Source organism: Halomonas sp. TP35 (assembly GCF_052375975.1).
GTDB lineage: Bacteria > Pseudomonadota > Gammaproteobacteria > Pseudomonadales > Halomonadaceae > Vreelandella > Vreelandella citrativorans.
The window spans coordinates 1-24,492 of sequence record NZ_JBQSUZ010000022.1 but is presented as its reverse complement, the minus strand read 5'-3'; the positions used below and the strand labels follow the sequence as shown (position 1 = coordinate 24,492).

The 24,492-nt window shown below is 54.7% G+C and carries 17 protein-coding genes and 2 pseudogenes; 13 read left to right on the top strand and 6 right to left on the bottom strand.

Features of this window, described 5'->3' with window-relative positions; all coding sequences use genetic code 11:
• Positions 1–313: 313 nt before the first annotated feature.
• Positions 314–508: pseudogene (locus tag ACT3RU_RS17075) on the top strand (tryptophan--tRNA ligase); the annotation flags it as partial.
• A gap of 230 nt (positions 509–738) precedes the next feature.
• On the opposite strand, the pseudogene ACT3RU_RS17070 reads toward ACT3RU_RS17075, so the two are convergent.
• Positions 739–2,033: pseudogene (locus tag ACT3RU_RS17070) on the bottom strand (IS1182 family transposase); the annotation flags it as partial.
• 60 nt (positions 2,034–2,093) lie between these two features.
• On the opposite strand from ACT3RU_RS17070, the gene ACT3RU_RS17065 reads away from it, so the two are divergent.
• The 3 genes from ACT3RU_RS17065 (at position 2,094) to ACT3RU_RS17055 (ending at position 6,158) form a co-directional block, all read left to right on the top strand.
• Positions 2,094–2,981, top strand: coding sequence for an AI-2E family transporter (locus tag ACT3RU_RS17065; RefSeq protein WP_483392921.1), 888 nt, complete (start codon positions 2,094–2,096; stop codon positions 2,979–2,981).
• Between the two features lie 120 nt (positions 2,982–3,101).
• A complete protein-coding gene (locus ACT3RU_RS17060; protein ID WP_483392920.1) occupies positions 3,102–4,313 on the top strand; it encodes a YeeE/YedE family protein in 1,212 nt (403 codons plus the stop codon).
• Between the two features lie 168 nt (positions 4,314–4,481).
• A complete protein-coding gene (locus ACT3RU_RS17055) occupies positions 4,482–6,158 on the top strand; it encodes an NAD-dependent malic enzyme (RefSeq protein WP_172118939.1) in 1,677 nt (558 codons plus the stop codon).
• Positions 6,159–6,218: 60 nt separating this feature from the next.
• Here the strand turns inward: ACT3RU_RS17055 and acnA are convergent, their stop codons facing one another.
• Positions 6,219–8,966: an aconitate hydratase AcnA gene (gene acnA, locus ACT3RU_RS17050; RefSeq protein WP_172118940.1), complete on the bottom strand. Its 2,748-nt coding sequence runs from the start codon at positions 8,964–8,966 to the stop codon at positions 6,219–6,221.
• 225 nt (positions 8,967–9,191) lie between these two features.
• On the opposite strand from acnA, the gene trxB reads away from it, so the two are divergent.
• Entirely contained in the window at positions 9,192–10,142 is a 951-nt protein-coding gene (gene trxB, locus ACT3RU_RS17045; RefSeq protein WP_087107294.1) for a thioredoxin-disulfide reductase, read from the top strand.
• Between the two features lie 33 nt (positions 10,143–10,175).
• Here trxB and ACT3RU_RS17040 read toward each other — a convergent pair whose 3' ends face one another.
• Positions 10,176–10,706, bottom strand: coding sequence for a GspH/FimT family pseudopilin (locus ACT3RU_RS17040; protein ID WP_444622207.1), 531 nt, complete (start codon positions 10,704–10,706; stop codon positions 10,176–10,178).
• Between the two features lie 101 nt (positions 10,707–10,807).
• On the opposite strand from ACT3RU_RS17040, the gene thiO reads away from it, so the two are divergent.
• A complete protein-coding gene (gene thiO, locus ACT3RU_RS17035; protein ID WP_444628739.1) occupies positions 10,808–11,908 on the top strand; it encodes a glycine oxidase ThiO in 1,101 nt (366 codons plus the stop codon).
• Here the strand turns inward: thiO and ACT3RU_RS17030 are convergent.
• Positions 11,905–12,177 (bottom strand): PP0621 family protein, encoded by a 273-nt coding sequence (locus ACT3RU_RS17030; protein WP_193054712.1) that lies wholly within the window; start codon positions 12,175–12,177, stop codon positions 11,905–11,907. The genes thiO and ACT3RU_RS17030 overlap by 4 nt on opposite strands.
• 133 nt (positions 12,178–12,310) lie before the next feature.
• On the opposite strand from ACT3RU_RS17030, the gene ACT3RU_RS17025 reads away from it, so the two are divergent.
• Positions 12,311–13,945, top strand: a complete 1,635-nt coding sequence (locus ACT3RU_RS17025; RefSeq protein WP_193054711.1) for an NAD+ synthase — start codon at positions 12,311–12,313, stop codon at positions 13,943–13,945.
• A 92-nt stretch (positions 13,946–14,037) separates the two neighbouring features.
• Here the strand turns inward: ACT3RU_RS17025 and ACT3RU_RS17020 are convergent, their stop codons facing one another.
• Complete coding sequence (locus tag ACT3RU_RS17020; RefSeq protein WP_172118945.1) at positions 14,038–14,838, bottom strand: outer membrane protein assembly factor BamD; 801 nt, start codon at positions 14,836–14,838, stop codon at positions 14,038–14,040.
• Positions 14,839–14,996: 158 nt separating this feature from the next.
• Here ACT3RU_RS17020 and rluD point away from each other — a divergent pair, with 158 nt between their 5' ends.
• The 5 genes from rluD to ilvN all read left to right on the top strand — a co-directional run bounded on the left by rluD (position 14,997) and on the right by ilvN (position 22,137).
• Positions 14,997–15,956, top strand: coding sequence for a 23S rRNA pseudouridine(1911/1915/1917) synthase RluD (gene rluD / locus ACT3RU_RS17015; protein WP_444628740.1), 960 nt, complete (start codon positions 14,997–14,999; stop codon positions 15,954–15,956).
• Complete coding sequence (gene pgeF, locus ACT3RU_RS17010; protein WP_441679375.1) at positions 15,953–16,711, top strand: peptidoglycan editing factor PgeF; 759 nt, start codon at positions 15,953–15,955, stop codon at positions 16,709–16,711. The genes rluD and pgeF overlap by 4 nt, the downstream gene beginning before the upstream one ends.
• Positions 16,712–16,852: 141 nt before the next feature.
• Positions 16,853–19,450, top strand: a complete 2,598-nt coding sequence (gene clpB / locus ACT3RU_RS17005) for an ATP-dependent chaperone ClpB (protein ID WP_087107278.1) — start codon at positions 16,853–16,855, stop codon at positions 19,448–19,450.
• Positions 19,451–19,921: 471 nt separating this feature from the next.
• Complete coding sequence (locus tag ACT3RU_RS17000) at positions 19,922–21,646, top strand: acetolactate synthase 3 large subunit (protein ID WP_192528563.1); 1,725 nt, start codon at positions 19,922–19,924, stop codon at positions 21,644–21,646.
• Positions 21,646–22,137 (top strand): acetolactate synthase small subunit, encoded by a 492-nt coding sequence (gene ilvN / locus ACT3RU_RS16995; RefSeq protein ID WP_087107274.1) that lies wholly within the window; start codon positions 21,646–21,648, stop codon positions 22,135–22,137. Before ACT3RU_RS17000 ends, ilvN begins: the two co-directional genes overlap by 1 nt.
• 85 nt (positions 22,138–22,222) lie before the next feature.
• Here ilvN and ilvY read toward each other — a convergent pair whose 3' ends face one another.
• Positions 22,223–23,110: an HTH-type transcriptional activator IlvY gene (gene ilvY / locus ACT3RU_RS16990; RefSeq protein WP_192528562.1), complete on the bottom strand. Its 888-nt coding sequence runs from the start codon at positions 23,108–23,110 to the stop codon at positions 22,223–22,225.
• A gap of 509 nt (positions 23,111–23,619) precedes the next feature.
• Here ilvY and pssA point away from each other — a divergent pair.
• Complete coding sequence (gene pssA, locus ACT3RU_RS16985; RefSeq protein ID WP_087107270.1) at positions 23,620–24,477, top strand: CDP-diacylglycerol--serine O-phosphatidyltransferase; 858 nt, start codon at positions 23,620–23,622, stop codon at positions 24,475–24,477.
• The last annotated feature ends 15 nt before the right edge of the window (positions 24,478–24,492 follow it).

The following is a 24,492-nucleotide window of genomic DNA, read 5'->3' as shown; positions in this document are numbered from 1 at the left end:
GGATAGGTATGAGAGAAACAAATAAGCCTTTAATATTAATATTGTTTTATAAAAAATATTGCTTATTTATTTTTAAAGTGATGGATGCAGCTTCTAAGTGAGCAACAAAACAGTCATCATGGAGTGGGTGGCGGAGCCCCGTGGTGCTTCGCCATCAGTTCGCTCATCATCTCAACACTGGAAGTCAAGCCGCTTCACGGATGCATGTTGAATTTTATGAAAAACTGTTGGCGCACTGCCCTCTTGATCAGATGGCCTTCTCAGCGTCCTTGAAATTCGTGTTTTCCACCTCGGGAAGACATGGTTGAATGCTGGCGATGCTAAAAACCAGGTGTTTGAGTATATCAATGCGCAACTGAGCGAACCCTGCGAGCGCTACAATGCGCTAATGGATGACCCTGCCCATATTGAAGCGGTGCTGCAAAAAGGTGCTCAGCGCGCTCGGGAGGAGGCTGCGATAACCATGGATAAACTGCGCTCAGCGGTCGGCCTTGGGCGTTTTATTTAAGCTTATTAGCGGCTGAGTAACTAAAAAACCCTTCCAATTGGAAGGGATTTCAGACTGCTGACGAACCCACCGATTTCGGTGGGTTCATTGCTTTCAGAGTATGCCCGCATCCGCCGCCTTGCTAACGACCATATCGAGCGTTCTCTGGTTATCCTCGGGCATGACGCCCCCTGATAAGCCATATGAGCCCTTAGGTGACGTAAAAACACGTAAAAAAGCCGGCGCCAACGCGCCTGCGCGATCTTCTTGAGGTTTTGGCACGCTGCGGCCAGCAGACATTGCTCTTTGACACGTGCCAGCCCTCTCATTCGTGCATAGCGATGCCCGTGCAACTGTTTGGCGTCGGCGAAGCTGCGCTCCACCGTCTCCTTGCGTCGCTTGTAGAGCTTTTTGCCGGGCTCGGTCAGTCGCCGGGCATCGACCCGATCCTTGTCGTCCTGCCACACGTGCCGCGTGACCGTTTTCATCTGCCTGGCGTTGCGTGTACAGGTATCGAGCCGAGGACAACCGCGGCAGATCTCAGGATCGCTGCGATAGTGGCGGTAGCCATTTCGATCCGTCGTGGCGTAGATCAGCGATTGACCTTCCGGGCACTGATAGGTGTCGGTGGCCGCGTCGTAGGTGAAGGCGCGTTTGGGAAGATAGCCCTTGAGTTTACTGGGGCGGCGATAGCCGATGACGCCATAGAGGCCACGCTCCTCCAGCCCATGGCAGATAGCTGCCGTAAAGTAACCGGCGTCGAGACCCACACCGACCGGATCAAGGCCGAAGCGCTGGCACTGATGATCGAGCCGCGCCAGGTAAGGCACGCTATCGTGCACACTGGCCGGGGTGACATGGGTATCGGTAATAATGGCGTGTTTGCCGTCGACCGTGCGGTGATCCAGATAGAAGAAGCCCGTCGGCTTGCCATCACGCACCATGTAGCCGCTATCGGGGTCGGTCAGGCTGACCTTCTTTTCTACGGTGGCCGGTGTCTCGACACGCGGCGTCAGGGCTTTTTTCCGTGTCGGGCGCGGTCCTCCTCGACCGCCACATCCAGAGCGTCCAGATAGTCCCGTGCCGTTGTCTCGACCTCTTGCCGCTCGAAGCGGTGCTTGTTGGCATTGGCCTTGAGATGCGTGCTGTCGGTATAGAGTACGTCGCCGCCCACCAGACCCTGTACCATGGCCTGCTCGACCACCGTATCGAAAATCTCCTGGTGAATCGTGCTGTCGGAGAAACGGCGGCGCCGGTTCTGACTGATCGTCGAGGCGTCGGGTACCTTGTCGGTCAAGCGCAAGCCGAGAAACCAGCGGTAGGCGACGTTGACCTGAATCTCACGTATCAACTGGCGCTCGCTTCGAATACCGAACAGGTAACCGATAAACAACGCCTTGAAGAGCAGTACGGGGTCAAGCGCGGGCCGGCCGTTATCGGCACAGTAGAGATGACGCACTCGATCGCGGATAAAGCTGAAATCGAGCGCAGCCTCGATCTGACGCAGCAGATGGTTCGATGGCACGAGTTCTTCGAGCGTTACCATCTCAAGCTCGTGCTGATATGGGGAAGGGTCTTTAAGGGCGCCTGTGTTTTGCAAAGCTGCATGGCGCCACTACTAAACCGCGGCGTGCCGCGTTGGCTATCGTTGCTTATTGTGTTGGTAGTGTTGTGCGGTGGATTGGGATTCATGAGCTGGGGGTTCGGGGCACAGATTGCAGCTGAAATGGAGTCGCTTACGACCATGCTGCCTGAGGCGTGGGAACAACTACGAGAACGTCTTGAAGATTCGCAGTTGGCGCCCTTGATCGATAATGCCGTGGAAAATGCAAGCATCATGCAAGGCGGTGTGTCTCAGGTCGGCATGATCGTGGTTTCAATGGGCGGCAGTATTATCAATTTGTTCGTGTTGATTGTTGGGATGGTCTATTTTGCGGCTCAGCCGGACTTATACCGCCGTGGTCTTTTATTACTGGCACCGGTTAAAAGCCGTCCGCGCTTGGGCGAGGCGTTGGATGCGAGTGGTAAGGCATTGCGCTATTGGCTAGGCGGTCAGGTAGTCGCTATGACGGTAACGGGCGTACTGGTGGGTATCAGCATGTGGCTGCTGGGCGTGCCAGCGCCATTAGGGCTGGGACTAGTTGCCGGTCTTCTGGACTTTGTACCGTTGGTCGGCCCCATTGCCGCCGCTATTCCTGCCCTGCTGTTGGCGTATACGGTCAGCCCTGAGACGGCGCTCTTCGTACTGATGGCTTACGTTATTATTCAGCAGATTGAAGGTAATATTTTGCAGCCTTTGGTGCAGCAGCGTGCCGTCAGCCTGCCACCGGCGCTATTGTTGTTTGCGCTCCTTGCAAGCAGCACGTTGTTTGGCTTACCTGGCGTTATTTTGGCCGCACCCTTGGCGGTTGTTTTATTCGTAATGGTGAATCGTCTCTATGTGGCGCATGAAGACGACGATAAAAAGAGCCGTAATTCTTCGTTAGCCCTGTAACGATTAGCCATAAATGATTTACCCCCTGTTGGCTGGGCGGTAAGCTTATAACGATTATCCACATCGACCAGAGCGCCTGTCTATCCACGGGCGCTTTTGGCGTTACCTATAGGTGAATTTATGTCGACGACGGCTGCCGCGACTCCGGCCAGTTATCGGGTACCACTACTGGCGACTGCGGCGATTGTATTAGGAGCGCTAACGATTGGCGTCATATTTGGCGCTAATACCGGTTTGCTAATGATTGTAGGCGGTCTGCTGGGCATGGTGTTGTATCACGCTGCCTTTGGGTTTACCTCTGCCTGGCGCGTGTTTATTACTGAGCGCCGCGGCCGCGGGCTGCGTGCGCAAATGGTGATGCTGGCCATTGCCGTGGTGCTGTTTTTTCCAGCGCTGGGTGCCGGTACATTGTTTGGTACGCCGGTGAGTGGTTTTGTCTCCCCTATCGGTATTTCCGTGCTGGTGGGCGCGTTTCTTTTCGGGATTGGTATGCAGTTGGGCGGCGGGTGCGCTTCAGGCACGCTGTTTACGGCGGGTGGCGGTAATGCCCGTATGTTGATTACGCTTGCCTTCTTTATCATCGGTTCGGTAATTGGCTCGGCGCATTTTGCGTGGTGGCAGCGTTTGCCAGCGTTTGAGCCGATATCGTTGATTGATATTGCAGGTACGACGGGCGGTATCGCCATCAGCCTGGTACTGTTTGTGGCGATTGCGGTGTTTACGCTCGTGATGGAAAAGCGTCGTCATGGTCAACTAGAACAGGTACCCATGGTTGAGAAGCCCGCTACTCTGCGCTGGTTAAGCGGGCCTTGGCCGTTATTGGCGGGTGCCGTGGCCTTGGCGCTGCTGAATTTCGCAACGCTTGCGCTAGCTGGTCGCCCATGGGGCATTACGTCGGCCTTCGCGCTTTGGGGGGCCAAGGTATATGAATTGTTCGGCGGTAGCGTAACGGGTTGGGGATATTGGCAGGCGCCAGGTAATGCGGCAGCGCTTGAAGCTAGCGTGTGGAGTGATATGACGACGGTCATGAACGTCGGTATTATGTTGGGCGCTTTAATGGCTGCACATTTGGCCGGTCGGTTTGCGCCTAATTTTAGAATCCCTCTGCGCTCGGTGGTGGCTGCGGTAATTGGTGGCCTAATGCTGGGTTATGGCGCGCGCCTGGCGTTTGGTTGCAACATCGGTGCTTACTTCAGTGGTATCGCGTCGGGTAGCTTGCACGGTTGGGTGTGGCTGGTGGCTGCCTTTGCGGGCAATATTGTCGGTGTGAAGCTGCGTCCGCTGTTCTTTACCGGTGAGGCGGGGCGCCAGCCAGCGGCAAAAACCTGCTAATTATAACGTATTGATTTTCAGCTGCCCCGGCAAATGTCGGGGCATTTTTTTGGCTAGAGAAGTATGACTGTGCCACCTTTGTCGTAGTGACATGGTACATTATGTCGATAAACCGTAAACGCTTGAAATTGCTGCGATGCAGCGGTAATGGAAAAGAAGAGAGCCCCTATGACGACGAGTAAGCGCCCCTTATATATTCCTTACGCCGGTCCTTCCTTACTTGAAATGCCGCTATTGAACAAAGGCAGCGCGTTTACTCAAGAGGAGCGTTTGGCGTTTAACTTGATTGGTTTGCTGCCGCAAAATGTCGAAACCATTGATGATCAGCTAGAGCGCGCTTATCGGCAGTACCAGCAGTGCAATAGTGATCTTGAGCGCCATATTTATTTGCGCGCCATTCAAGACGACAATGAAACGCTCTACTTCCGCCTAGTATCTGAGCATCTTGAAGAGATGCTGCCGATCATCTATACGCCAACCGTTGGCCAGGCATGTCAGGAATTTTCCAATATTTATCGCAATCACCGGGGCTTGTTTATCGGCTACCAGGACCGCGATCATCTGGACGATATTCTGCGCAGCGCCACTAAGGATAACGTTAAAGTTATCGTAGTCACTGACGGCGAACGTATTTTAGGGCTGGGTGACCAGGGGATCGGTGGTATGGGGATTCCCATTGGTAAGCTGGCGCTTTATACCGCCTGTGGCGGTATTAGTCCGGCCCATACGCTACCCATCGTGATTGATGTAGGCACTAATAATCAGGCGCTGCTGGATGACCCCATGTACATGGGCTGGCGCCATAAACGCGTGGGTCAGGAAGAGTACAACGCCTTTATGGCAGCGTTCATCTCAGCGCTGAAGCGCCGCTGGCCGAATGTTTTGCTGCAGTTTGAAGATTTTGCCCAAGCCAACGCCGTACCGCTGCTTGAGCGCTATCGCAACGAGTTGTGCTGCTTTAACGATGATGTTCAGGGTACGGCATCCGTTGTCGTGGGAACGCTCATGGCAGCCTGTCAGGCGCGTGAAGAGAGCATTGCCCAGCAACGCGTGGTGTTCGTTGGCGGTGGTTCAGCCGGCTGTGGTATCGCTGAGCAGGTCGTGGTGGCCATGGAGGCCGAAGGACTCTCCGAACATGAAGCGCGTGCGCGTATTTTTGTTGTCGACCGCGAAGGCTTGATGACGACGGATCAAGAGTGGCAGCGCGATTTTCAGCGCCGTTTGGCCCACGATCCTGCGCTGGTCGCGGATTGGAATGGCCAAGGGTTGGAAGAAACCATTGCCCAGATGAAGCCGACTATTCTGGTCGGTGTTTGCGGTCAGCGTGGGATATTCACCGAGCAGGTGGTTAAAACCATGCATGCAGGCTGTGAGCATCCGGTGATTATGCCGCTCTCTAATCCAACGTCTCAGGCAGAAGCTGTTCCTGACGATGTGATCCGCTGGACCGACGGCCAAGCACTGGTCGCCACCGGTAGTCCGTTTGCTCCTGTGGTATATAACGGGCGCACATACCCCATTGCCCAGTGCAACAACGCGTATATCTTCCCGGGCATCGGGTTGGGCGTCATTGCTTCGAATGCAAATCGGGTGACCGATGAGATGTTGATGAGCGCGTCTCGTGCGCTGGCGCGTGAAGCACCCATCGTTAAAGAGGGTAAAGGTGCGCTGTTACCGCCGCTTTCGCGTATTCGTGAAATCAGCCAGTCGATTGCCTTTGAAGTAGCCGCCACTGCTCAGCATAACGGCGTTGCGCTAACGACCAGTGGCACCAAACTGCGCGAAGACATCGAGAAAGCAAGCTGGTCACCTGAGTATCGTACCTATCGCCGCCGCGCCGTTTAAACGAGCGCTCATAAAAAACCCCCACCGAGGTGGGGGCATACAAGCATTGGTAGGTATTACTTATGCGGCGCCGATCATTTTGCGCAGCACGTAGTGAAGGATACCACCATGACGGTAGTAAGCCAGCTCATTGACCGTATCAATTCGACACTTGGCATCAACGGTATGCTCTTTTTCACCGGTTTTAATCACTACCTGCACCGTTTTACCGGGGCTTAAATCACTTAATCCCGCAATGGATATCTCTTCATCGCCGGTTAATCCCAGCGTTTCGCGGGTTTCACCTTCCGGGAACTGCAGCGGCACCACGCCCATGCCGATCAGGTTGGAGCGGTGAATACGCTCAAAGGATTCCGCGAGAACCGCGCGAACGCCTAGCAAGCGGGTACCTTTGGCTGCCCAGTCACGCGAAGAGCCGGTGCCATACTCTTTACCAGCAATAACGACCAGCGGTGTGCCAGCCTCCTGGTATTTCATGGCGGCATCGTAAATCGCCATTTGCTCGCCACTGGGAACATAGCGCGTTTCGCCGCCGACCACACCGTCCAGCATCTCGTTTTTGATACGTACGTTGGCAAAGGTGCCGCGCATCATGACCTCATGATTCCCCCGGCGCGAGCCGTAGGAGTTAAAGTCGACCGGCTTAACGCCATGTTCTTGCAGGTAGCGGCCTGCGGGGCTATCCGGTTTGATCGCGCCTGCGGGGGAAATATGGTCAGTGGTCACCGAGTCGCCCAACATGGCCAGAACGCGGGCATTGCTGACGTCCTCGATCGCATCTGGTTCGCGTCCCATGCCTTCAAAGAAGGGTGGGTGCTGGATGTAAGTAGATTCGGGCCATTGGTAGACCTGACTTTCAGGAACGTCAATTGCCTGCCAAGTTTCATCGCCTTTAAATACCTCACCGTACTCTTTACGGAACATATCGGTATTTACTTTCTCGACGGCCTCGGCAATTTCGGCTTGAGAGGGCCAAATATCCTTTAGATAAACCGGGTTGCCATCACTGTCCTGGCCGAGTGGCTCCTGGGTTAAATCACGCTGTACATTGCCCGCCAGCGCATAAGCGACGACCAAGGGGGGGGAGGCAAGCCAGTTGGTTTTGACCAGCGGATGAACACGGCCTTCAAAGTTACGGTTGCCTGAAAGGACCGAGGCGACGGTTAAATCTCCCTGGTTTACCGCTTTCTCGATCGCTTCAGGCAGTGGGCCTGAGTTGCCAATACACGTCGTGCAGCCATAACCCACCAGGTTAAAGCCCAGCGCATTCAAATCCTCGTTCAAGTTGGCCGCGGCCAGGTAGTCGGTGACGACCTTGGAGCCAGGCGCCAGCGAGGTTTTCACCCAGGGCTTGGTGGTTAGGCCTTTTTCACGCGCTTTGCGCGCCAGCAGGCCTGCAGCCATCATCACGCTGGGGTTGGACGTATTGGTGCATGAGGTGATGGCAGCAATGACCACCGCGCCTGGGTCTAGGCTGAAATCCTGGTCGTCAATGGTGACTTTCTGGCTGGAGGCGTGCTTGAAGTCCCCCTCAAGGCTGCGCTCAATGCCCACGGCTGTCTGGCCGCCTTCTGAGTCGAACTTGCCTTTTTCCGCGTTGGGCTGTGCCTTGGCATCCTCCTGCATGACTTTATTAAAGGCGGCGGCCATGTCTTTTAAGGCAACGCGATCCTGCGGGCGTTTAGGGCCAGCGAGACTGGCTTCCACTTCGGTCATATCAAGGTGCAGGGCATCGGTGAACACCGGCTCATCGCCCGGCTCACGCCATAAGCCCTGCATTTTGCTATAGGCTTCTACTAGCGCAATCTGGTCATCTTCGCGCCCGGTTAAGCGCATATAGTTCAGTGTTTCGTCATCGACCGGGAAGAAGCCGCAGGTAGCGCCGTATTCCGGGGCCATATTGGCAATGGTGGCGCGGTCAGCAAGCGGCAGGTCTTTTAGGCCATCGCCGTAGAATTCGACAAACTTACCCACAACCCCTTTTTTGCGCAGCATCTCCGTCACGGTGAGTACCAGGTCGGTGGCGGTAATGCCTTCTCGCAGTTTGCCGGTCAGTTTGAAGCCGATAACTTCTGGAATCAGCATGGAGACTGGCTGGCCGAGCATGGCCGCTTCCGCCTCAATACCGCCCACGCCCCAGCCTAGCACGCCCAGGCCGTTGATCATGGTGGTGTGGGAGTCGGTGCCCACGAGGGTATCCGGGTAGGCAAATGTGGTGCCGTCCTCTTCCTTGGTCCACACGCTTCGGCCCAGGTACTCAAGGTTTACCTGATGACAAATGCCGGTGCCGGGCGGCACCACGCTGAAGTTATTAAAGGCCTGTTGGCCCCAGCGCAGAAACTCATAACGCTCACGGTTGCGCTGCATTTCAATTTCGACGTTCTCTTCAAACGCCGTCGCGTTACCAAACTTGTCGACCATGACCGAGTGGTCAATCACCAGGTCAACCGGAGAAAGAGGATTGATGCGGGCCGGGTCTTCACCCAGTTTTTCTACTGCTGCGCGCATGGAGGCCAAATCGACCACACCGGGTACGCCGGTGAAATCCTGCATTAATACGCGCGCCGGGCGATAACCGATTTCACGACTGGATTTGCCCTCTTTCTGCCAATCGACAAGGGCTTGCATATCGTCTTGTTCAACGCTTTCATCGTCGGCAAAGCGCAGTTGGTTTTCGAGTAAAATTTTGAGCGATTTGGGGAGTCGGTCAATGTTGCCAAGCGCATCGGCCGCCTTGGGAAGGCTGTAGTAGCGGTACTGCTTGCTACCTACTTCCAACGTTTGAAGCGTATCGGGTGTATTACTCATGCCTTTCTCCTCTCATTGCGTTGCACGGTATGTCACGCCGCGAAACGGTCACAGTCTTCCTTTTTAGTATGGCTTACATAGTAGTAGGACATGGGTGTTTATAAAGGTTGATTCAAGGTGTCTTCGCCTAATAGTCAATACTTAACCTTGCAATAGCTTGTACTTGGCACCATTTCAGGCAAACTCTTTGCGACTTTATCAGCTAGACATTTACAAGGTGGTGTCATGGAAACGCGTCATGAACGTTTGATTATTCTTGGGTCCGGCCCGGCAGGTTATACAGCGGCCGTGTATGCAGCACGGGCTAACTTAAAGCCTTTGCTGATCACCGGAATGCAAGCGGGTGGCCAGTTAACCACCACGACAGACGTTGATAATTGGCCAGGCGATGCCCAAGGGGTACAAGGCCCTGAGCTGATGGAGCGGATGAAAGCGCACGCCGAGCGCTTTAATACCGAGGTGCTGTTCGATCATATCAATGAAGTCAGCCTTGATGAAAAACCGTTCACCCTCAAGGGCGACAGCGGTATTTACACTTGTGACGCGCTGATTGTGGCCACGGGCGCCAGTGCTCGCTATATCGGGCTACCGTCTGAGCAGCAGTTTATGGGCCAAGGTGTTTCAGCATGTGCCACCTGCGACGGGTTCTTCTACCGTAACCAGGAAGTCATTGTAGTGGGTGGCGGCAATACGGCCGTGGAAGAGGCGCTGTATCTCTCTAATATTGCGTCGAAAGTTACTCTGGTACACCGCCGCGACTCCCTTCGTGCGGAAAAGATCCTGCAAGACAAACTGTTCGAAAAAGTCGAAGCAGGCACTATTGCGCTGGAGTGGTTCCAGGAAATTGATGAAGTACTGGGCGACAACACTGGCGTTACCGGCGTACGGTTGAAATCAACACGGGATGGCACGGTAAAAGAAATCCAGGCGCCAGGCCTCTTTATTGCCATCGGCCATCACCCCAACACCGGGATGTTTGAAGGCCAGCTGGTTATGAACGGCGGCTATATCAAGGTGAATTCAGGGCTTGAAGGAAATGCTACCGCCACCAGCGTGCCGGGTGTGTTCGCGTGTGGCGATGTGATGGATCACATCTATCGTCAGGCCATTACTTCGGCGGGCAGTGGCTGTATGGCTGCGCTGGATGCCGAGCGTTATCTGGACGGTATCGCCTAATTAAGCTGCTCAAGAAGGGAAAGCCGCCTGCCGCTAACAGCTGGCAGGCGGCTCTGCAATACGAGCCCGGCCAAGCGTACTGAGTACCAGGCTTGCCCCCTCAGTGCTGCTGTGTGTGCTGGCAGGGCAGATGGAGAACGTACTGTTAAACCCCGTGGCATGCCCGAGCGGGGTGTATTTGATCCGCGCATGACCGTTCTTGCTAACGTTAACGCCGTTGGTGGATGGAAACACCCGGATTATCTCGTCTTTATGGATGCCTCGGGTCTTGTCGGCGCTAACCACCATCAGTTCATTCCCCCAATCACGCGCACAAGCGCTGCGGTCGGCCGTCGCGGGGCACAAGGTAATATCGCGGTGCTGAGTAATGGCGGTACTGCGAGCTAACGTGAGTGCGGTTTGTAGTCGGTTCACTTCGCTGGTAACTGCAGTACGCTCACTCAGTGATTGAAGGCCGGGTATGCCCCAAGCCGCCAATATGCCTGCCAGAATCAGCACAATCAGCAGCTCAATGAGCGTAAACCCTTGAAGGTAGGTTGGATATTCGCTGTGCTTGTGCGTCATGCAGTCTTCCCTGTGACTTGACCTGCTCGGCCTCCTCGCTATGCTCACTGTCCGTATCCGGCCTGGGCCGGTCATCAAGTAAGCCAGAGTAGGCAATGCCTGTGAGCGATTTTCTAATTATTGGCGGCGGTGTGATCGGTATGCTGACCGCGTTGCAGTTAGCGGATGCCGGTCAACACGTCACTCTTGTTGAGCGCGGCATGTGTGGCAAAGAGGCCTCCTGGGCGGGTGGTGGCATTGTATCACCGCTCTATCCGTGGCGTTACGCACCGCCCATTTCGCAACTTTCTCGCTGGTCGGAAGGAGTTTACCCAACGCTTGCGCTACGTTTGCTGGAAGAAACTGGCATTGACCCTGAGTATCGTCAAAAGGGATTGCTCTATTTAAATGTCGATGATGACGATAAAGCACTGCAGTGGGCGCGTCAGCTAGGCAAACCGCTGGTGCAGGTTAACGCTGATTTCGTGCAACAAAAAGAACCCGATGTTGCCATTGCCCATGAAAATGCCTTGTGGATGCCAACCCTTGGCAGTGTGCGAAACCCACGGCTTGGCCAGGCGCTGCGCGCTAAATTACTCGCCATGCCCAATGTAACGCTACGGGAGCAGTGCGAGGTGCATGGCGTGATACGCCGTGGCGGCCAGGTGGTGGGTGTTAACACCTCGCAAGGCGTGGTGGAGGCGGGGCGGTTGGTCGTGTGCGGTGGTGCCTGGAGTGCAGGGCTTTTGGCTACGCTTGACGTGGCGTTACCCGTACGCCCAGTGAAAGGCCAGATGATCGCCTACCAGGCACCTGCCGGGCTTGTGCAGCGGGTCGTCTTGAAAGATGGTCGCTATGTAATTCCGCGTAGCGACGGTCTGCTGCTTGTCGGCTCCACCCTGGAAGACACCGGGTTTGATAAAGCTACCGATGAGGAGGCGCTGGCCTCGTTAAAGCAGAGCGCTGAGCGTATTGTTCCCGCGCTGGCGGACTGCCCGGTTGCTTATCACTGGGCAGGCCTGCGCCCCGGCTCACCCGATGGCATCCCGTTTATTGGCGCACTTCCAGAGCAGCCCAACGTCTACGTAAACGCCGGGCATTACCGCAATGGGCTCGTACTGGCGCCTGCTTCTACCCACTTGCTGGTGGACCAGCTGCTTGATCGGATGCCGTTGATTGACCCTACGCCCTACTTGCCGACGCAAGCACGGTTAAAGAGTTAAGCGCCGTCGTTTTTATCCTGTTGTTCTTGAAGATAACGGTCGCGATGGGCGCTGCAGCAGAACCACTGTTCGTGGTCGCGCAGTGCCTCGCTTTCCGGGACATGGACCTCACACCAGCGGCAGCGCACCATTTGGCCGCCTTCGTGACGGTTCAAGGCATTGCGCTTTGCGTCGCGGTCGAGTTTGTGCTGCCGATACATGCCGTAAAGCTTTAGGCCTGCGTAAAACAGCACAGCGAAAATTATCAAGCGAATAATCAAAAGGTTCATCCTTGCCAGTCCTCCTAAACGGAGCCGAAAACGATCAATGCGCATGCGGGCTTTGCCAGCAGGCAGTCCTTGCGGGACAATGCATTGACGCAGGTAATAATGTTCCAAGGATTCTCAAGAGATTTTAACGCCCATGCAAGATTTAACGCTGGTAATGGCCCAACTCGATCCGCTTGTCGGGGATATTCCCGGTAATGCGGCGCGCGCTATTGAAGCCGTGCGCGAAGCGCGCATTGAGCATGGGGCAGATATTGTTATCTTCCCTGAGCTGTTTTTGTCCGGTTACCCACCGGAAGATTTATTGCTGCGCCCCTCCATGGAAGCACGGTTGCGCGAAGCGCGGGCCAAAATGGCAGAAAAGGTCGCCCGCGACGTGCTGGTGATTATTGGTTATCCGGGGACCCGTGAAGGCAAGTGCTATAACATGGCGGGCGTGCTGTATAACGGCCAGTGGGAGGCCGAATACGCCAAGCAAGCGCTACCCAATTACCAGGTTTTCGATGAGCAGCGCTACTTTACCCCAGGCACAGAGCCGTTGGTGTATGAGCATAAGGGGGCCAAGCTCGGTCTTTTAATTTGTGAGGACCTGTGGGAAGGCGCGCCTGCACGGGCTGCCACCGCCGCCGGGGCGGAAGTGCTGATTAGCCTGAACGCCTCCCCTTATCATCAGGATAAACCAGACGAGCGGCTCCGCTTGCTGGAGCTGCGCGCGCAAGATGTAAGCCGCCCGATTGTGTATGTGAATACCATTGGTGGCCAGGATGAGTTGGTGTTCGACGGCGGTTCCAGTTGTGTGGATGCACAGGGCCAGCTAAAAGTGCTTGCTCCGTATTGGCAGGCAGGCTTAATGCCGGTGCAACTGCTGCAAACCAGCGCCTCTACCTGGGAGCCGCAGTCAGGTGAAATTGAGCCGGATGCCGAGCCAGAAGAGAGCCTGTACTGTGCGCTGGTAACGGGGCTGCGTGATTACGTCAATAAAAGTGGCTTTGAAGGCGTGGTGCTGGGTCTTTCCGGCGGAATCGACTCGGCGCTGTCCTTGGCGATTGCGGTAGACGCACTGGGCCCACAGCGCGTTCAGGCAGTGATGATGCCGTACCACTACACTGCGGATATCTCCCGGCAGGATGCTGCCCTTCAGGCAGAAATGCTTGGCGTGCATTACGACGTTTTGCCTATCGAGTCCATGGTCGATGCCTTTATGGCGACGCTTTCGGAAAGCTTTACGGGCACTGAGCGTGATACCACCGAAGAGAACCTTCAGTCGCGCTGTCGGGGCGTACTGCTGATGGCACTTTCCAATAAGAAAGGCCTGATGGTACTGACCACCGGCAACAAAAGTGAAATGGCGGTGGGCTATGCCACGCTGTATGGCGACATGGTGGGTGGCTATAACGCCATCAAGGATGTCTATAAAACCTGGGTATACCGCTTGGCCCGCTGGCGTAATACGCAGTCTCCTGCTATTCCTGAGCGCGTCATTGAGCGTCCGCCCAGCGCAGAGCTTGCGCCTGACCAGCAGGATAGCGATTCGCTACCGGATTACGATGTGTTGGACGCTATCCTCATGTGCTATATCGAAGGTGACATGAGTGCTGAAGCGATCATCGCAGCGGGTTATGACCATGAAGATGTCTATCAAGTGGTCAAGCTGGTAGACCGTTGTGAGTACAAACGTCGCCAGGCCCCGGTGGGCGTGCGCGTCACATCGCGCGGCTTTGGACGTGATCGCCGTTACCCGATTGTTAACGGTTGGCAGCCGGGCGATTAACAGGTATTAGCGTAACGCCAACTAAAAAACCACGCCGAGGCGTGGTTTTTTGGGAGGGTAAACCGTACTGTCATCAGTCCATTGCGTTCATTTTAGTGCTTGGGTACAAAGCGGTCGCCTTGAAGTTGCTCGTGGTCGGGAGCATTTTCACGCAGTACAATGATGACTTCTTGAGCGCGATCGTTCATGCCCAAACCCTGATAACCCTCGATCATAACGGCCAGTGCGTCGCGGGTGGCATTGGATTCGGGGTAGTTTTCGATCACCCAACGCCCACGCTCGACAGCGGCCAGGTAAGCCCCACGGCGCAGGTAATAGTCGGCAACATGCAGTTCATGCTGGGCCAGCAAGTCGCGCAAATAAATAATGCGCTGCTGCGCATCCGGGGCGTATTCACTTTGCGGGTAGCGCTGGATCAGTTCACGGAAGTCGTTATACGCATCACGCGAGGCGCCTATGTCGCGCTTGGAAATATCAATTAAGCGAAGGCGCTCAAGGCTGAAACGACCCGCCTGCCAGGCAGAAAGTCCGCGCAGGTAGTAGGCATAATCAACCTGCGGGTGGTCGGGGTGCAGGCGAATAAACCGACTGGCGGCGGCGCGTGCTTCTTCCCAGTCACCGTTTTCATAGTAGGCGTACACCAGCTCTAGTTGCGCCTGTTCAGCATGCGGGCCGAAAGGATAGCGTGTATCCAACGCTTCCAGCCGCTCAATCGCAATGGGGTAGCGGTTGCTATCCAGCGCGGTGCGAGCAAGTTCGTAGAGCTCACGCTCTTGCACTCCGGAAAACTCATCTTCTTCTTCCGGGGTCGTGTCATTACTGGCGCAGCCTGCCAATAAGGCAAGACTTAAAGCAAGGGCACCAAAGCGGTTGGCAGCAGAAAAAACGCGCATCATCATCCTCGTTGCAAACAAGCCTCAATCACCGAAAAGCGACGATGGCCATAAGTAGAAATGGTAGAATAGGTCGCAGTAAGCCCACTATAAATCACCTCGACGCAAAACGCAGGCTTAGTGGCGTTTTGTCGAGTGTTGTCAAAGGAAATAACGTCATGCCCCGGATAGTTGAAGCCATGCAGCGCGTGCCCGCAACACTTGCAGGTGCACGGTTGGATCAAGCAGCGGCGGAGTTATTCAGCGATTACTCACGCGAGCGCCTGAAAGCATGGATCAACGCGGGTGAGCTAACCATCGATGGCGTCCAGGCCAAGCCGAAAGCGAAGCTGCACGGTGATGAAATGCTGGTGTTAAAGGCCACCATTGAAGAAGATCTGCGTTTTGAAGCGCAGGACATACCGCTGAGCATTGTCTATGAAGATGATGCCGTGATGGTGATCAACAAACCCACCAATATGGTGGTGCATCCTGCGGCGGGCAATCGTGATGGCACTTTGCTCAACGCGCTGCTTTATCATCACCCGGCGCTTGCTGAAGTGCCTCGCGCGGGGATTGTTCACCGCTTGGATAAAGATACTACTGGCTTGATGATGGTGGCTAAAACTATTCAAGCGCAAACGGCCCTGGTTGAGCAACTGCAGGCACGCAGCGTATCACGCCAGTATGATGCGGTGGTGATCGGTAAGCCTGTGGCAGGCAGCACCATTGATGCGCCTATTGGCCGCCATCCTAAAGACCGTAAACGCCAGGCTGTCACCAACGCTGGTAAACCTGCCGTGACCCATTTTCGCGTTGTGGAGCGTTTTCGCGCGCATACGCACGTTCGCTGTAAGCTGGAAACCGGACGCACGCATCAGATTCGCGTGCATATGTCTCATGCCCGTTACCCGTTGATTGGCGATCCGCTCTATAGCGGACGCGCCAAGCTGCCACCTGGCGCTGCCGGGCCGCTTAAGGAAATCCTGCGTGAGTTCCCTCGCCAGGCGCTGCATGCCCGCGAGCTAAGCTTTGTGCACCCGGTGAGCGGCGAAACGCTGACTTTTCACGCTGATCTGCCCGATGATCTACTAATGTTGTTGGACTACCTGCGCGAAGACAGTGAGACCATGCAATGAGTGATGCCATTGATTTACGGCCAACGCTACTAATACCGGATTGGCCTGCGCCTGATAATGTGCAGGCCTTTGTGAGCACCCGGGAAACGGGCCCTAGCCAAGAAGAATTTGCCGCTTTTAACCCCGCCTCTCACGTCGGTGATAACCCTGAGCATGTGGCGCTTTGCCGCCGCTTGATGCAAAAAGAGATTGGCGATGAGCGCCCGCTGCTATGGTTAAATCAAACGCATGGCGCACGCGTTCAGCAGGGCTACCAGGCCGACGTGCCAGAGGCCGATGCTGCCGTCGCCACCTCCAATGAATACGCCTGTGTCGTGCTGACCGCAGATTGCCTGCCGGTGATGTTTTGTAATCAAGCCGGGACGCAGGTGGCCGTTGCTCACGCCGGTTGGCGGGGGCTGGCTGGAGGCGTTTTAGAGGCGACGGTGGCCGCCATGAATAGCGAGCCCGAGGATATTCTCGTATGGCTAGGCCCGGCTATTTCCAATGCTCAGTTTGAAGTTGGGCCGGAAGTGTATGGCGCCTTTGTTGCCGTACACCCAGAAACGGCGGAAGCGTTTGACCATAGTCCCTATCGAATGGGGCACTACATGGCCGATTTGTACCGGCTGGCGCGGTTTCGCTTGGAAGCGCTCGGTGTTGAACATATTAGCGGTGGGCACTTCTGTACTGCCTGCGAATCGCGTTTTTACTCTTATCGTCGTGATGGCGGTACGACGGGGCGCATGGCCAGTGTGATCTGGGTCAAAAAATAACCAGGTTGGCATTATCTCCTCTTGAAAACGGCGGAACTAGCACCATTTAACTTACAAAGCTAATATTTATTAGGAAAGTGGACAGCATTTTTTTCCGAAACGCCGTGCGTTCGGGCGCAGGGCTAATCCAAGAGGCTCACTATGCGTTTTGATAAGTTTACTGCCAAGCTTCAGGCCGCTATTGCTGAAGCGCAATCCTTGGCCGTTGGCCGCGGCCATAACCAGTTAGACCCTTCCCATCTTCTTCTTGCGCTACTGGATACCAAGGATACGGGCATTAAAGCCCTGATCGAAAAATCCGGAGGCTCAAGCTCGCGTCTGCGTGATGGGTTAGTGCAGCAGCTTGATAACTTACCTAAAGTAAGCCAGTTCGATGGCGAAGTGCAGCCATCACGGGATTTCATTAAATTATTCAACCTGACCGACCGTGAAGCACAAGCGCGTGGCGACCAGTTCATTGCCAGCGAACTCGTGCTGCTGGCGGCGCTGGAAATGAATGGCCCGCTTGCCAAGTTAATGAAAGAGGCGGGCGTTAACCGGAAGTCCCTTGAGGCGGCGATTAATAGCCTGCGCGGTGGGGCAAGCGTTGATGACCCTAACGCTGAAGATCAACGGGAATCGCTCAACAAGTACACCCTTGACCTTACTCAGCGTGCGCTGGATGGCAAGCTTGACCCGGTGATTGGCCGTGATGATGAAATCCGCCGCACCATTCAGGTACTACAGCGCCGTACCAAAAATAACCCGGTTCTGATTGGCGAGCCTGGCGTCGGTAAAACGGCGATTGTTGAAGGGTTGGCGCAGCGTATCGTTAATGGTGAAGTGCCGGAAGGCTTAAAAGACAAACGCGTACTGTCGCTGGATATGGGCTCGCTTTTAGCCGGTGCCAAATTCCGTGGTGAGTTTGAAGAGCGCTTAAAGTCGGTTCTCAAAGAGCTTGCCCAGGAAGAGGGGCGGGTCATTCTGTTTATCGATGAGTTGCACACCATGGTCGGCGCCGGTAAGGCGGAAGGCGCCATGGACGCGGGCAATATGCTCAAACCTGCGCTTGCACGGGGCGAGCTGCACTGCGTAGGCGCGACCACGCTGGATGAATATCGCAAATATATTGAAAAGGACGCGGCACTTGAGCGTCGATTCCAGAAAGTGCTGGTCGATGAGCCGACGGAAGAAGATACCGTGGCCATTCTGCGCGGCTTAAAAGAGCGCTATGAAGTTCACCACGGCGTGGATATTACCGACTCGGCGATTATTGCTGCGGCGAAGCTTTCCACTCGCTATATCACTGATCGGCAGTTGCCCGATAAAGCGATAGATCTGATTGATGAGGCGGCTTCGCGGATTCGTATGGAGCTTGATTCCAAGCCTGAAGCAATGGACCGCCTGGACCGGCGTTTAATCCAGCTCAAGATGGAGCGGGAAGCGCTTAAAAAAGAGACCGACGAGGCGACTAAAAAACGCCTTGAGGCGCTTAACAACCAGATTCATGAGTTTGAGCGCGAGTATGCCGACCTGGATGAAGTCTGGAAGGCAGAAAAAGCCAGTATCCAAGGCTCGGCTCAGTTCAAGGCAGAACTGGAGCAGGCGCGCCTTGATCTGGAGCAGGCACGACGGCAGGGCGATTTAGGACGCATGTCGGAAATTCAGTACGGGCAAATCCCTGAGCTGGAAAAGAAAATTGCCGAAAGCGGTGAAAGTGAAGCCGATATTACCAAGCACCAGTTGCTGCGCTCCAACGTGACGGAAGAGGAGATAGCAGAGGTGGTATCGCGCTGGACCGGCATTCCGGTGTCCAAAATGCTGGAAGGCGAGCGCGATAAATTGTTGCGTATGGAAGATGCCTTGCATGAGCGCGTAATTGGCCAGGATGAGGCAGTTGAAGCTGTTGCTAACGCCGTGCGGCGCTCACGTGCGGGGTTGTCCGACCCTAACCGGCCGAACGGTTCGTTCCTGTTCCTTGGGCCTACTGGGGTGGGTAAAACCGAGCTTTGCAAGTCATTGGCCAACTTCCTGTTCGACACCGAAGAGGCCATGGTGCGTATCGATATGTCGGAATTCATGGAGAAGCACTCCGTGGCGCGGTTGATCGGTGCGCCTCCCGGCTATGTAGGTTACGAAGAGGGCGGCTATTTAACCGAGGCGGTGCGTCGTAAACCTTACTCCGTGCTGTTGCTGGATGAGGTGGAAAAGGCCCACCCAGATGTCTTCAATATTCTGCTGCAGGTATTGGAAGATGGTCGGTTAACTGATGGCCAGGGCCGCACGGTGGACTTTCGCAATACCGTGATCGTGATGACCTCCAACATGGGCTCAGACATTATTCAGCGCATGGGCGGTGACGTCAGCGCTGATAAAGAAAGCGCCTATGAGGACATGAAAAACAAGGTCATGGAGGTGGTGGGTAATCACTTCCGCCCTGAGCTGATCAACCGGATAGATGAAGTGGTCGTCTTCCACGCCTTGGGGCAGGAGCAAATTCAGGCAATTGCAGGCATTCAGCTGGAGCGCTTGAGAGCCCGCTTGGCTGAGCACGATTTAGGCCTTGAGGTGAGCGATGACGCCATGGCGCAGCTAGCGGTTATTGGGTTTGACCCTGTCTATGGCGCGCGGCCACTCAAGCGTGCTATTCAGAGTCGGATCGAGAATCCGCTGGCGCAAGACTTGCTGGCAGGCAAGTTTTCACCAGGCGATGTCATTCGGGTGAGTGCCTCGGACGGTAAGCTTGTGTTTAATAGCTAAGCGCTCACTGATAATCAGGCGTTCCTGGTTATAACTATATGCCCCGCTCGGCCTTGCCGGCGGGGCTTTTTTGTCTCAAACCGCTTCTTTACACATTCATCGGGCATTGATGGTTGACATGCCAAGAGCCTAATGGAATCTTATCTGTTCCTGATTTGCGGGCGCGGACCTACGGGTAACCCCTTTTCACCGCGCGAAGGGTAGGCGTAAGCCTTTACCCGCCGAAGGACTTCCGGGTTTGAGCTAACCGCTCAGCCTGGCCAACGCCCCGACACGGCAATCAGCCGTGAAAGAGAGTCACTGATGTATGTCGTCATGGATCAGTGCCTCTCAGAGAGTGCAGGCCCTAACCGGGCCGTATGCCAGGGTTTGGCATCAGGTGCCGGCATGGGCCGGCAGCGGCATACCGCCGCACTCGACACCGCAGGATGTCCTGCGGATCGCACTCGAGACCTCTAGGGGAGAAATACAGTGGAACTGCTTTCCGGCGCAGATATGATCGCCCGCTTCTTGAAAGATGAGGGCGTTGAGTACATTTATGGTTATCCCGGCGGTGCGGCGCTGCATATTTATGATGCGCTGTTTCGCCAGGACGATGTGAAGCACATTCTTGTGCGTCACGAACAAGCGGCCACGCATGCCGCCGACGGTTACGCTCGCGCCTCGGGTAAACCGGGTGTGGTGCTGGTTACATCAGGGCCTGGCGCTACCAATGCCGTTACCGGTATTGCGACTGCCTATATGGATTCCATTCCGATGGTGGTGCTGTGCGGCCAAGTGGCCAGCCATCTGATTGGCGAAGATGCCTTCCAGGAAACCGATATCGTGGGTGTCACCCGGCCTATCGTGAAGCACAGCTTTTCGATCCGCCATCCGTCTGAAATTCCGGAAGTGCTTAAAAAAGCATTTTATCTGGCTTCTACTGGGCGCCCCGGTCCTGTGGTGGTCGATATTCCCAAGGATATGACCGCGCCGACCGAGCGCTACGAGTATATCTACCCGAAAAAGGTCAAGCTGCGCTCCTACAACCCGGTGACACGTGGCCATACAGGGCAGATTAAAAAAGCCATTGAGCTAATGCTTAAAGCCAAGCGCCCGGTGTTTTATACCGGTGGTGGTGTGGTGACCGGTAAGGCCAGTGAAGGCTTAACCGATCTGGTCAAAAAGCTGGGTTTCCCGATTACCACCACGCTGATGGGCATTGGCGCGTATCCGCAAAGTGATCGTCAAAGCCTTGGCTGGCTGGGCATGCACGGCTCTTATGAGTCCAACATGGCCATGCACCACGCTGATTTGATTATCGCTATTGGCGCACGCTTTGATGACCGGGTTACCAACAACACATCAAAGTTCTGCCCCACGGCGAAAATTATTCATGTCGATGTTGATCCCAGCTCTATCTCTAAAACCGTGCGTGCTGATGTCCCTATCGTAGGGCCTGCCGGTAGCGTTATTAATGAGATGATTAGCCTGATTCAGGGCCATCCCATTGCGCATCCTGAAGCACTTGCTGAATGGTGGGAAAAGATCGACGGCTGGCGTGCCGAGCGTAAAGGCAAACTTTACGAGCCATCCAAGCCAGGCGAAGCGTTAAAGTCGCAGGAAGTTGTTGAAGCGCTGTGCCGGATAACGCGCGGTGAAGCATTTGTCACGACCGATGTAGGTCAGCACCAGATGTTTGCGGCTCAGTACTACAAGTTTGATAAGCCCAACCGGCTGATTACCTCAGGCGGTCTTGGCACCATGGGCTTTGGCTTCCCGGCCGCCATGGGGATCAAGCAGAACTACCCGGACGACGACGTCGTGTGTGTCACCGGGGAAGGCAGCTTCCAGATGATGATGCAGGAACTCTCCACCTGTAAGCAGTACGGCGTAGGTGTCAAAATTCTCAATCTGAACAATGCCTCGCTAGGCATGGTGCGTCAGTGGCAGGATCTGAACTACAAGTCACGTCATGCGCACTCTTATATGGAATCACTGCCTGATTTCCATCTGTTGATTGAGGCTTATGGGTTTACCGCGATTACCGTCACTACTCAGGATGAGCTTGAGCCAGCGCTTGAGCGTGCGTTTGCCGACAAGCACGAACTGGTGTTCCTTGACGTGAAGGTGGATCCTTTCGAGCACGTCTACCCGATGCAGGTGCCGTTAGGCTCCATGCGCGACATGCTGCTGTCTAAAACGGAGCGTACCTGATGCGACATATCATCTCGATTCTGTTGGAAAACGAACCGGGTGCGCTGTCACGTGTGGTCGGCCTGTTTTCCCAGCGTAATTTCAACATTGAAACGCTTAACGTAGCGCCTACGGAAGATTCGTCGCTTTCGCGGTTGACGGTGACCACGGTTGGCGATGATCGCGTCATTGAGCAGATCACCAAGCACCTTAACAAGCTGATTGATGTGGTGAAGCTGGTTGACTTGACCGAAGGCAGCCACATTGAGCGTGAGCTGATGATGGTGAAGGTAAAGGCATTGGGGGCTGCCCGCGATGAAGTGAAGCGTACCGTGGATATTTTTCGGGCGCAGATCGTCGATGTCACACCTAATCTGTATACCGTGCAGATTACCGGTGATGCCGCCAAGCTGGACGCCTTTCTGCAGGCCATGGCGCCAGTGGGGATTCTTGAAGTGGCACGTACCGGCGTTTCTGGTATTGCGCGTGGTGACAAGGTGCTATCGATTTAAGTACTTGCTCACCGCACGTTTAGCCAGGTCGTATTGCTCGACCCAAAAGCACCGCCTCACCGAGGCGGTGCTTTTTTATAATTGATTAACGTTCGCTAATCGCAGACCAAAGCGCCTCAATAATCGGATTTTTTAAACGCCGATTTAGAACGCAAAGGCCCACGTCATAGTGGGGCAGCTCAGGTTTTACGTTTAATATGCGGACGCGGTTGGCAAGCGGGCTGTTATCCAACACGATTTTGGGAACCACGCCTGCGCCAAAGCCCAGGCCCACCATACTAACAATTGCTTCGTGCCCGGCCACCTGTGCGTAGATTCGTGTCGTGATACCCATCGCTTTAAACCAGGTGTTGGCGTGCTCCCGCGATAAGCCTGCTTCAGAAAGAATCATGGGCACTTGCTGCCACTGCGCTGCCGTTGAGCTTTCAGGGGAGCTGGGTAGCCAATCACACGGTTCGTTTGGCGCGATAAATACCAGCGGTGAACGTGTTAATGACTTAAACGCCAGCGCATTAGGGGGGATACGGGGGCGCGGCGTAATCGCCATATCATCGTCACCCTCCATCACTCTTTTCATGGCATTCGCCGGATCACCGGTATGCAGCTTTAACTCAATGCCGGGATGACGTGTTCGTACATCGCTTAATAGCTCATACAGGAAGCTGTAACTGGCAGTTACTGAGCAGTAGATGCTGATCTCACCGCTCAGCATGGTCGCTTCATTGGCCAGGCTACGCTTGGTCATTTCCCACTGTTCTAACGTTTCGCGTGCGTAGTGCTGAAAACTGAGCCCTTGGGGAGTCAGTGCGACATGGCGGTTGTCACGCTCGAATAGCCGAGTGGCCAACTCCTCCTCCAACTGCTGAATAGAGCGGCTAAGCGTCGATGGGCTAATGTGGCTCAACTCGCTGGCGCGGCCAAAATGGAGCGTGTCAGAAAGCGTGACAAAGTGCTTCAGTAAGCGAAAATCCATGCCAGTACCGTCATTTCAATATGTGAAATAGTTTGTTGCAAATACAGCGTTTTACGCAAAGGTGCGTGTAACGTAAAGTTGCTTGACGCTTTACCAGCGCTGCACTAGACGGCGCGGTGGCCATCAGCGCTGACACGCTACTATAACAACGTAATGACTTAATAATGGTTTTCTGAAACCTCGCTTACGCGGTTGTCACGATAAAAATGGTGACCTTTTCCGGTTTAAGACCAAAAGTCACTTCATATGAAATTGCCAGGTAAGCCCTAAACTGCATGATGCTCTGGATCACGACCAGCTGGTCGACAAATCCAGGCGTTAGTGTTTTCAAGCAGTAGGTGCTTATTAACTTGGTGAACGGGGTGCGCTTTGGCGCACCCCGTTTTGTTTTATAGGGCTAGCCGTCATGCATTTTTGTCTACGTGCGGTAATTGACTGGCTGACTAAAGCTCACCGTGTAGAATGAAAGTGTTCACTATTTGTGGCTTTTTATTAAACGGATGACACCTATGATTCAGGACGCTCGCGATCAAGAGCAGGCCAGTACACCCCAGCCCGAAAACCACGACCAGACTCAAAAGGTCGACAATGAGGATTTAGCTGCCGCCTTTCTACGCGACACAGAGATCGTCGAAGATGCGGTAGAGGATGGCAAGAAAGTTCGCCGCAAGGGAATCTACTTACTGCCCAATCTGTTTACTACGTCCGCTCTGTTTTCAGGCTTCTTTGCCGTTGTCGCCGGTATTAACGGTGATTTTACGTCGGCCGCAGTCGCTATTTTCATTGCCATGGTGCTGGATGGGTTGGATGGCCGCGTTGCGCGTATGACCAATACGCAAAGCGAATTTGGGGCTGAGTACGATAGCCTGGCCGATATGATTTCCTTTGGTATGGCGCCTGCGCTTGTCGCGTTTACCTGGATTTTGCAAGATATCGGTAAGACCGGCTGGGTGGTCGCGTTTCTCTATGTCGCCTGCGCGGCACTTCGCTTGGCACGCTTTAATGTACAAAACGGAAGTGTTGATAAGAAGTGGTTTATCGGCCTTCCTAGCCCATCAGCGGCTGCACTAGTGGCTGCGTGTGTTTGGACCTTCCACAGCTTTGATGCGGATGCGTTTGGCTTCAAGCTGCTAATGTTGGTCGTTGTGGCCGCCGCCGGCATTCTGATGGTCAGCAACATCCGCTATTACAGCTTTAAAGATCTCGACTTTAGAAAGCCTGTACCCTTTGTGGTGTTGCTGGCCGTTGTGTTGGGGTTTGTCATGATTTCGGTCGAACCGTCCGTAATGCTACTCTTGCTGTTCGGTGCCTATGTGCTCTCAGGCCCGGCTTATGCGCTTATGCGCAAGGCAAAACCTAAAAGCTGAGCTTTTTAACTGAGC

Excerpts from the sequence above, each read along its gene's own strand:
- ACT3RU_RS17065 (WP_483392921.1), top strand. The coding sequence starts at position 2,094 with ATGGCGCCACTACTAAACCGCGGCGTGCCGCGTTGGCTATCGTTGCTT.
- ACT3RU_RS17060 (WP_483392920.1), top strand. The coding sequence starts at position 3,102 with ATGTCGACGACGGCTGCCGCGACTCCGGCCAGTTATCGGGTACCACTA.
- ACT3RU_RS17055 (WP_172118939.1), top strand. The coding sequence starts at position 4,482 with ATGACGACGAGTAAGCGCCCCTTATATATTCCTTACGCCGGTCCTTCC.
- acnA (WP_172118940.1), bottom strand. The coding sequence starts at position 8,966 with ATGAGTAATACACCCGATACGCTTCAAACGTTGGAAGTAGGTAGCAAG.
- trxB (WP_087107294.1), top strand. The coding sequence starts at position 9,192 with ATGGAAACGCGTCATGAACGTTTGATTATTCTTGGGTCCGGCCCGGCA.
- ACT3RU_RS17040 (WP_444622207.1), bottom strand. The coding sequence starts at position 10,706 with ATGACGCACAAGCACAGCGAATATCCAACCTACCTTCAAGGGTTTACG.
- ACT3RU_RS17030 (WP_193054712.1), bottom strand. The coding sequence starts at position 12,177 with ATGAACCTTTTGATTATTCGCTTGATAATTTTCGCTGTGCTGTTTTAC.
- ACT3RU_RS17025 (WP_193054711.1), top strand. The coding sequence starts at position 12,311 with ATGCAAGATTTAACGCTGGTAATGGCCCAACTCGATCCGCTTGTCGGG.
- ACT3RU_RS17020 (WP_172118945.1), bottom strand. The coding sequence starts at position 14,838 with ATGCGCGTTTTTTCTGCTGCCAACCGCTTTGGTGCCCTTGCTTTAAGT.
- rluD (WP_444628740.1), top strand. The coding sequence starts at position 14,997 with ATGCCCCGGATAGTTGAAGCCATGCAGCGCGTGCCCGCAACACTTGCA.
- pgeF (WP_441679375.1), top strand. The coding sequence starts at position 15,953 with ATGAGTGATGCCATTGATTTACGGCCAACGCTACTAATACCGGATTGG.
- clpB (WP_087107278.1), top strand. The coding sequence starts at position 16,853 with ATGCGTTTTGATAAGTTTACTGCCAAGCTTCAGGCCGCTATTGCTGAA.
- ilvN (WP_087107274.1), top strand. The coding sequence starts at position 21,646 with ATGCGACATATCATCTCGATTCTGTTGGAAAACGAACCGGGTGCGCTG.
- ilvY (WP_192528562.1), bottom strand. The coding sequence starts at position 23,110 with ATGGATTTTCGCTTACTGAAGCACTTTGTCACGCTTTCTGACACGCTC.
- pssA (WP_087107270.1), top strand. The coding sequence starts at position 23,620 with ATGATTCAGGACGCTCGCGATCAAGAGCAGGCCAGTACACCCCAGCCC.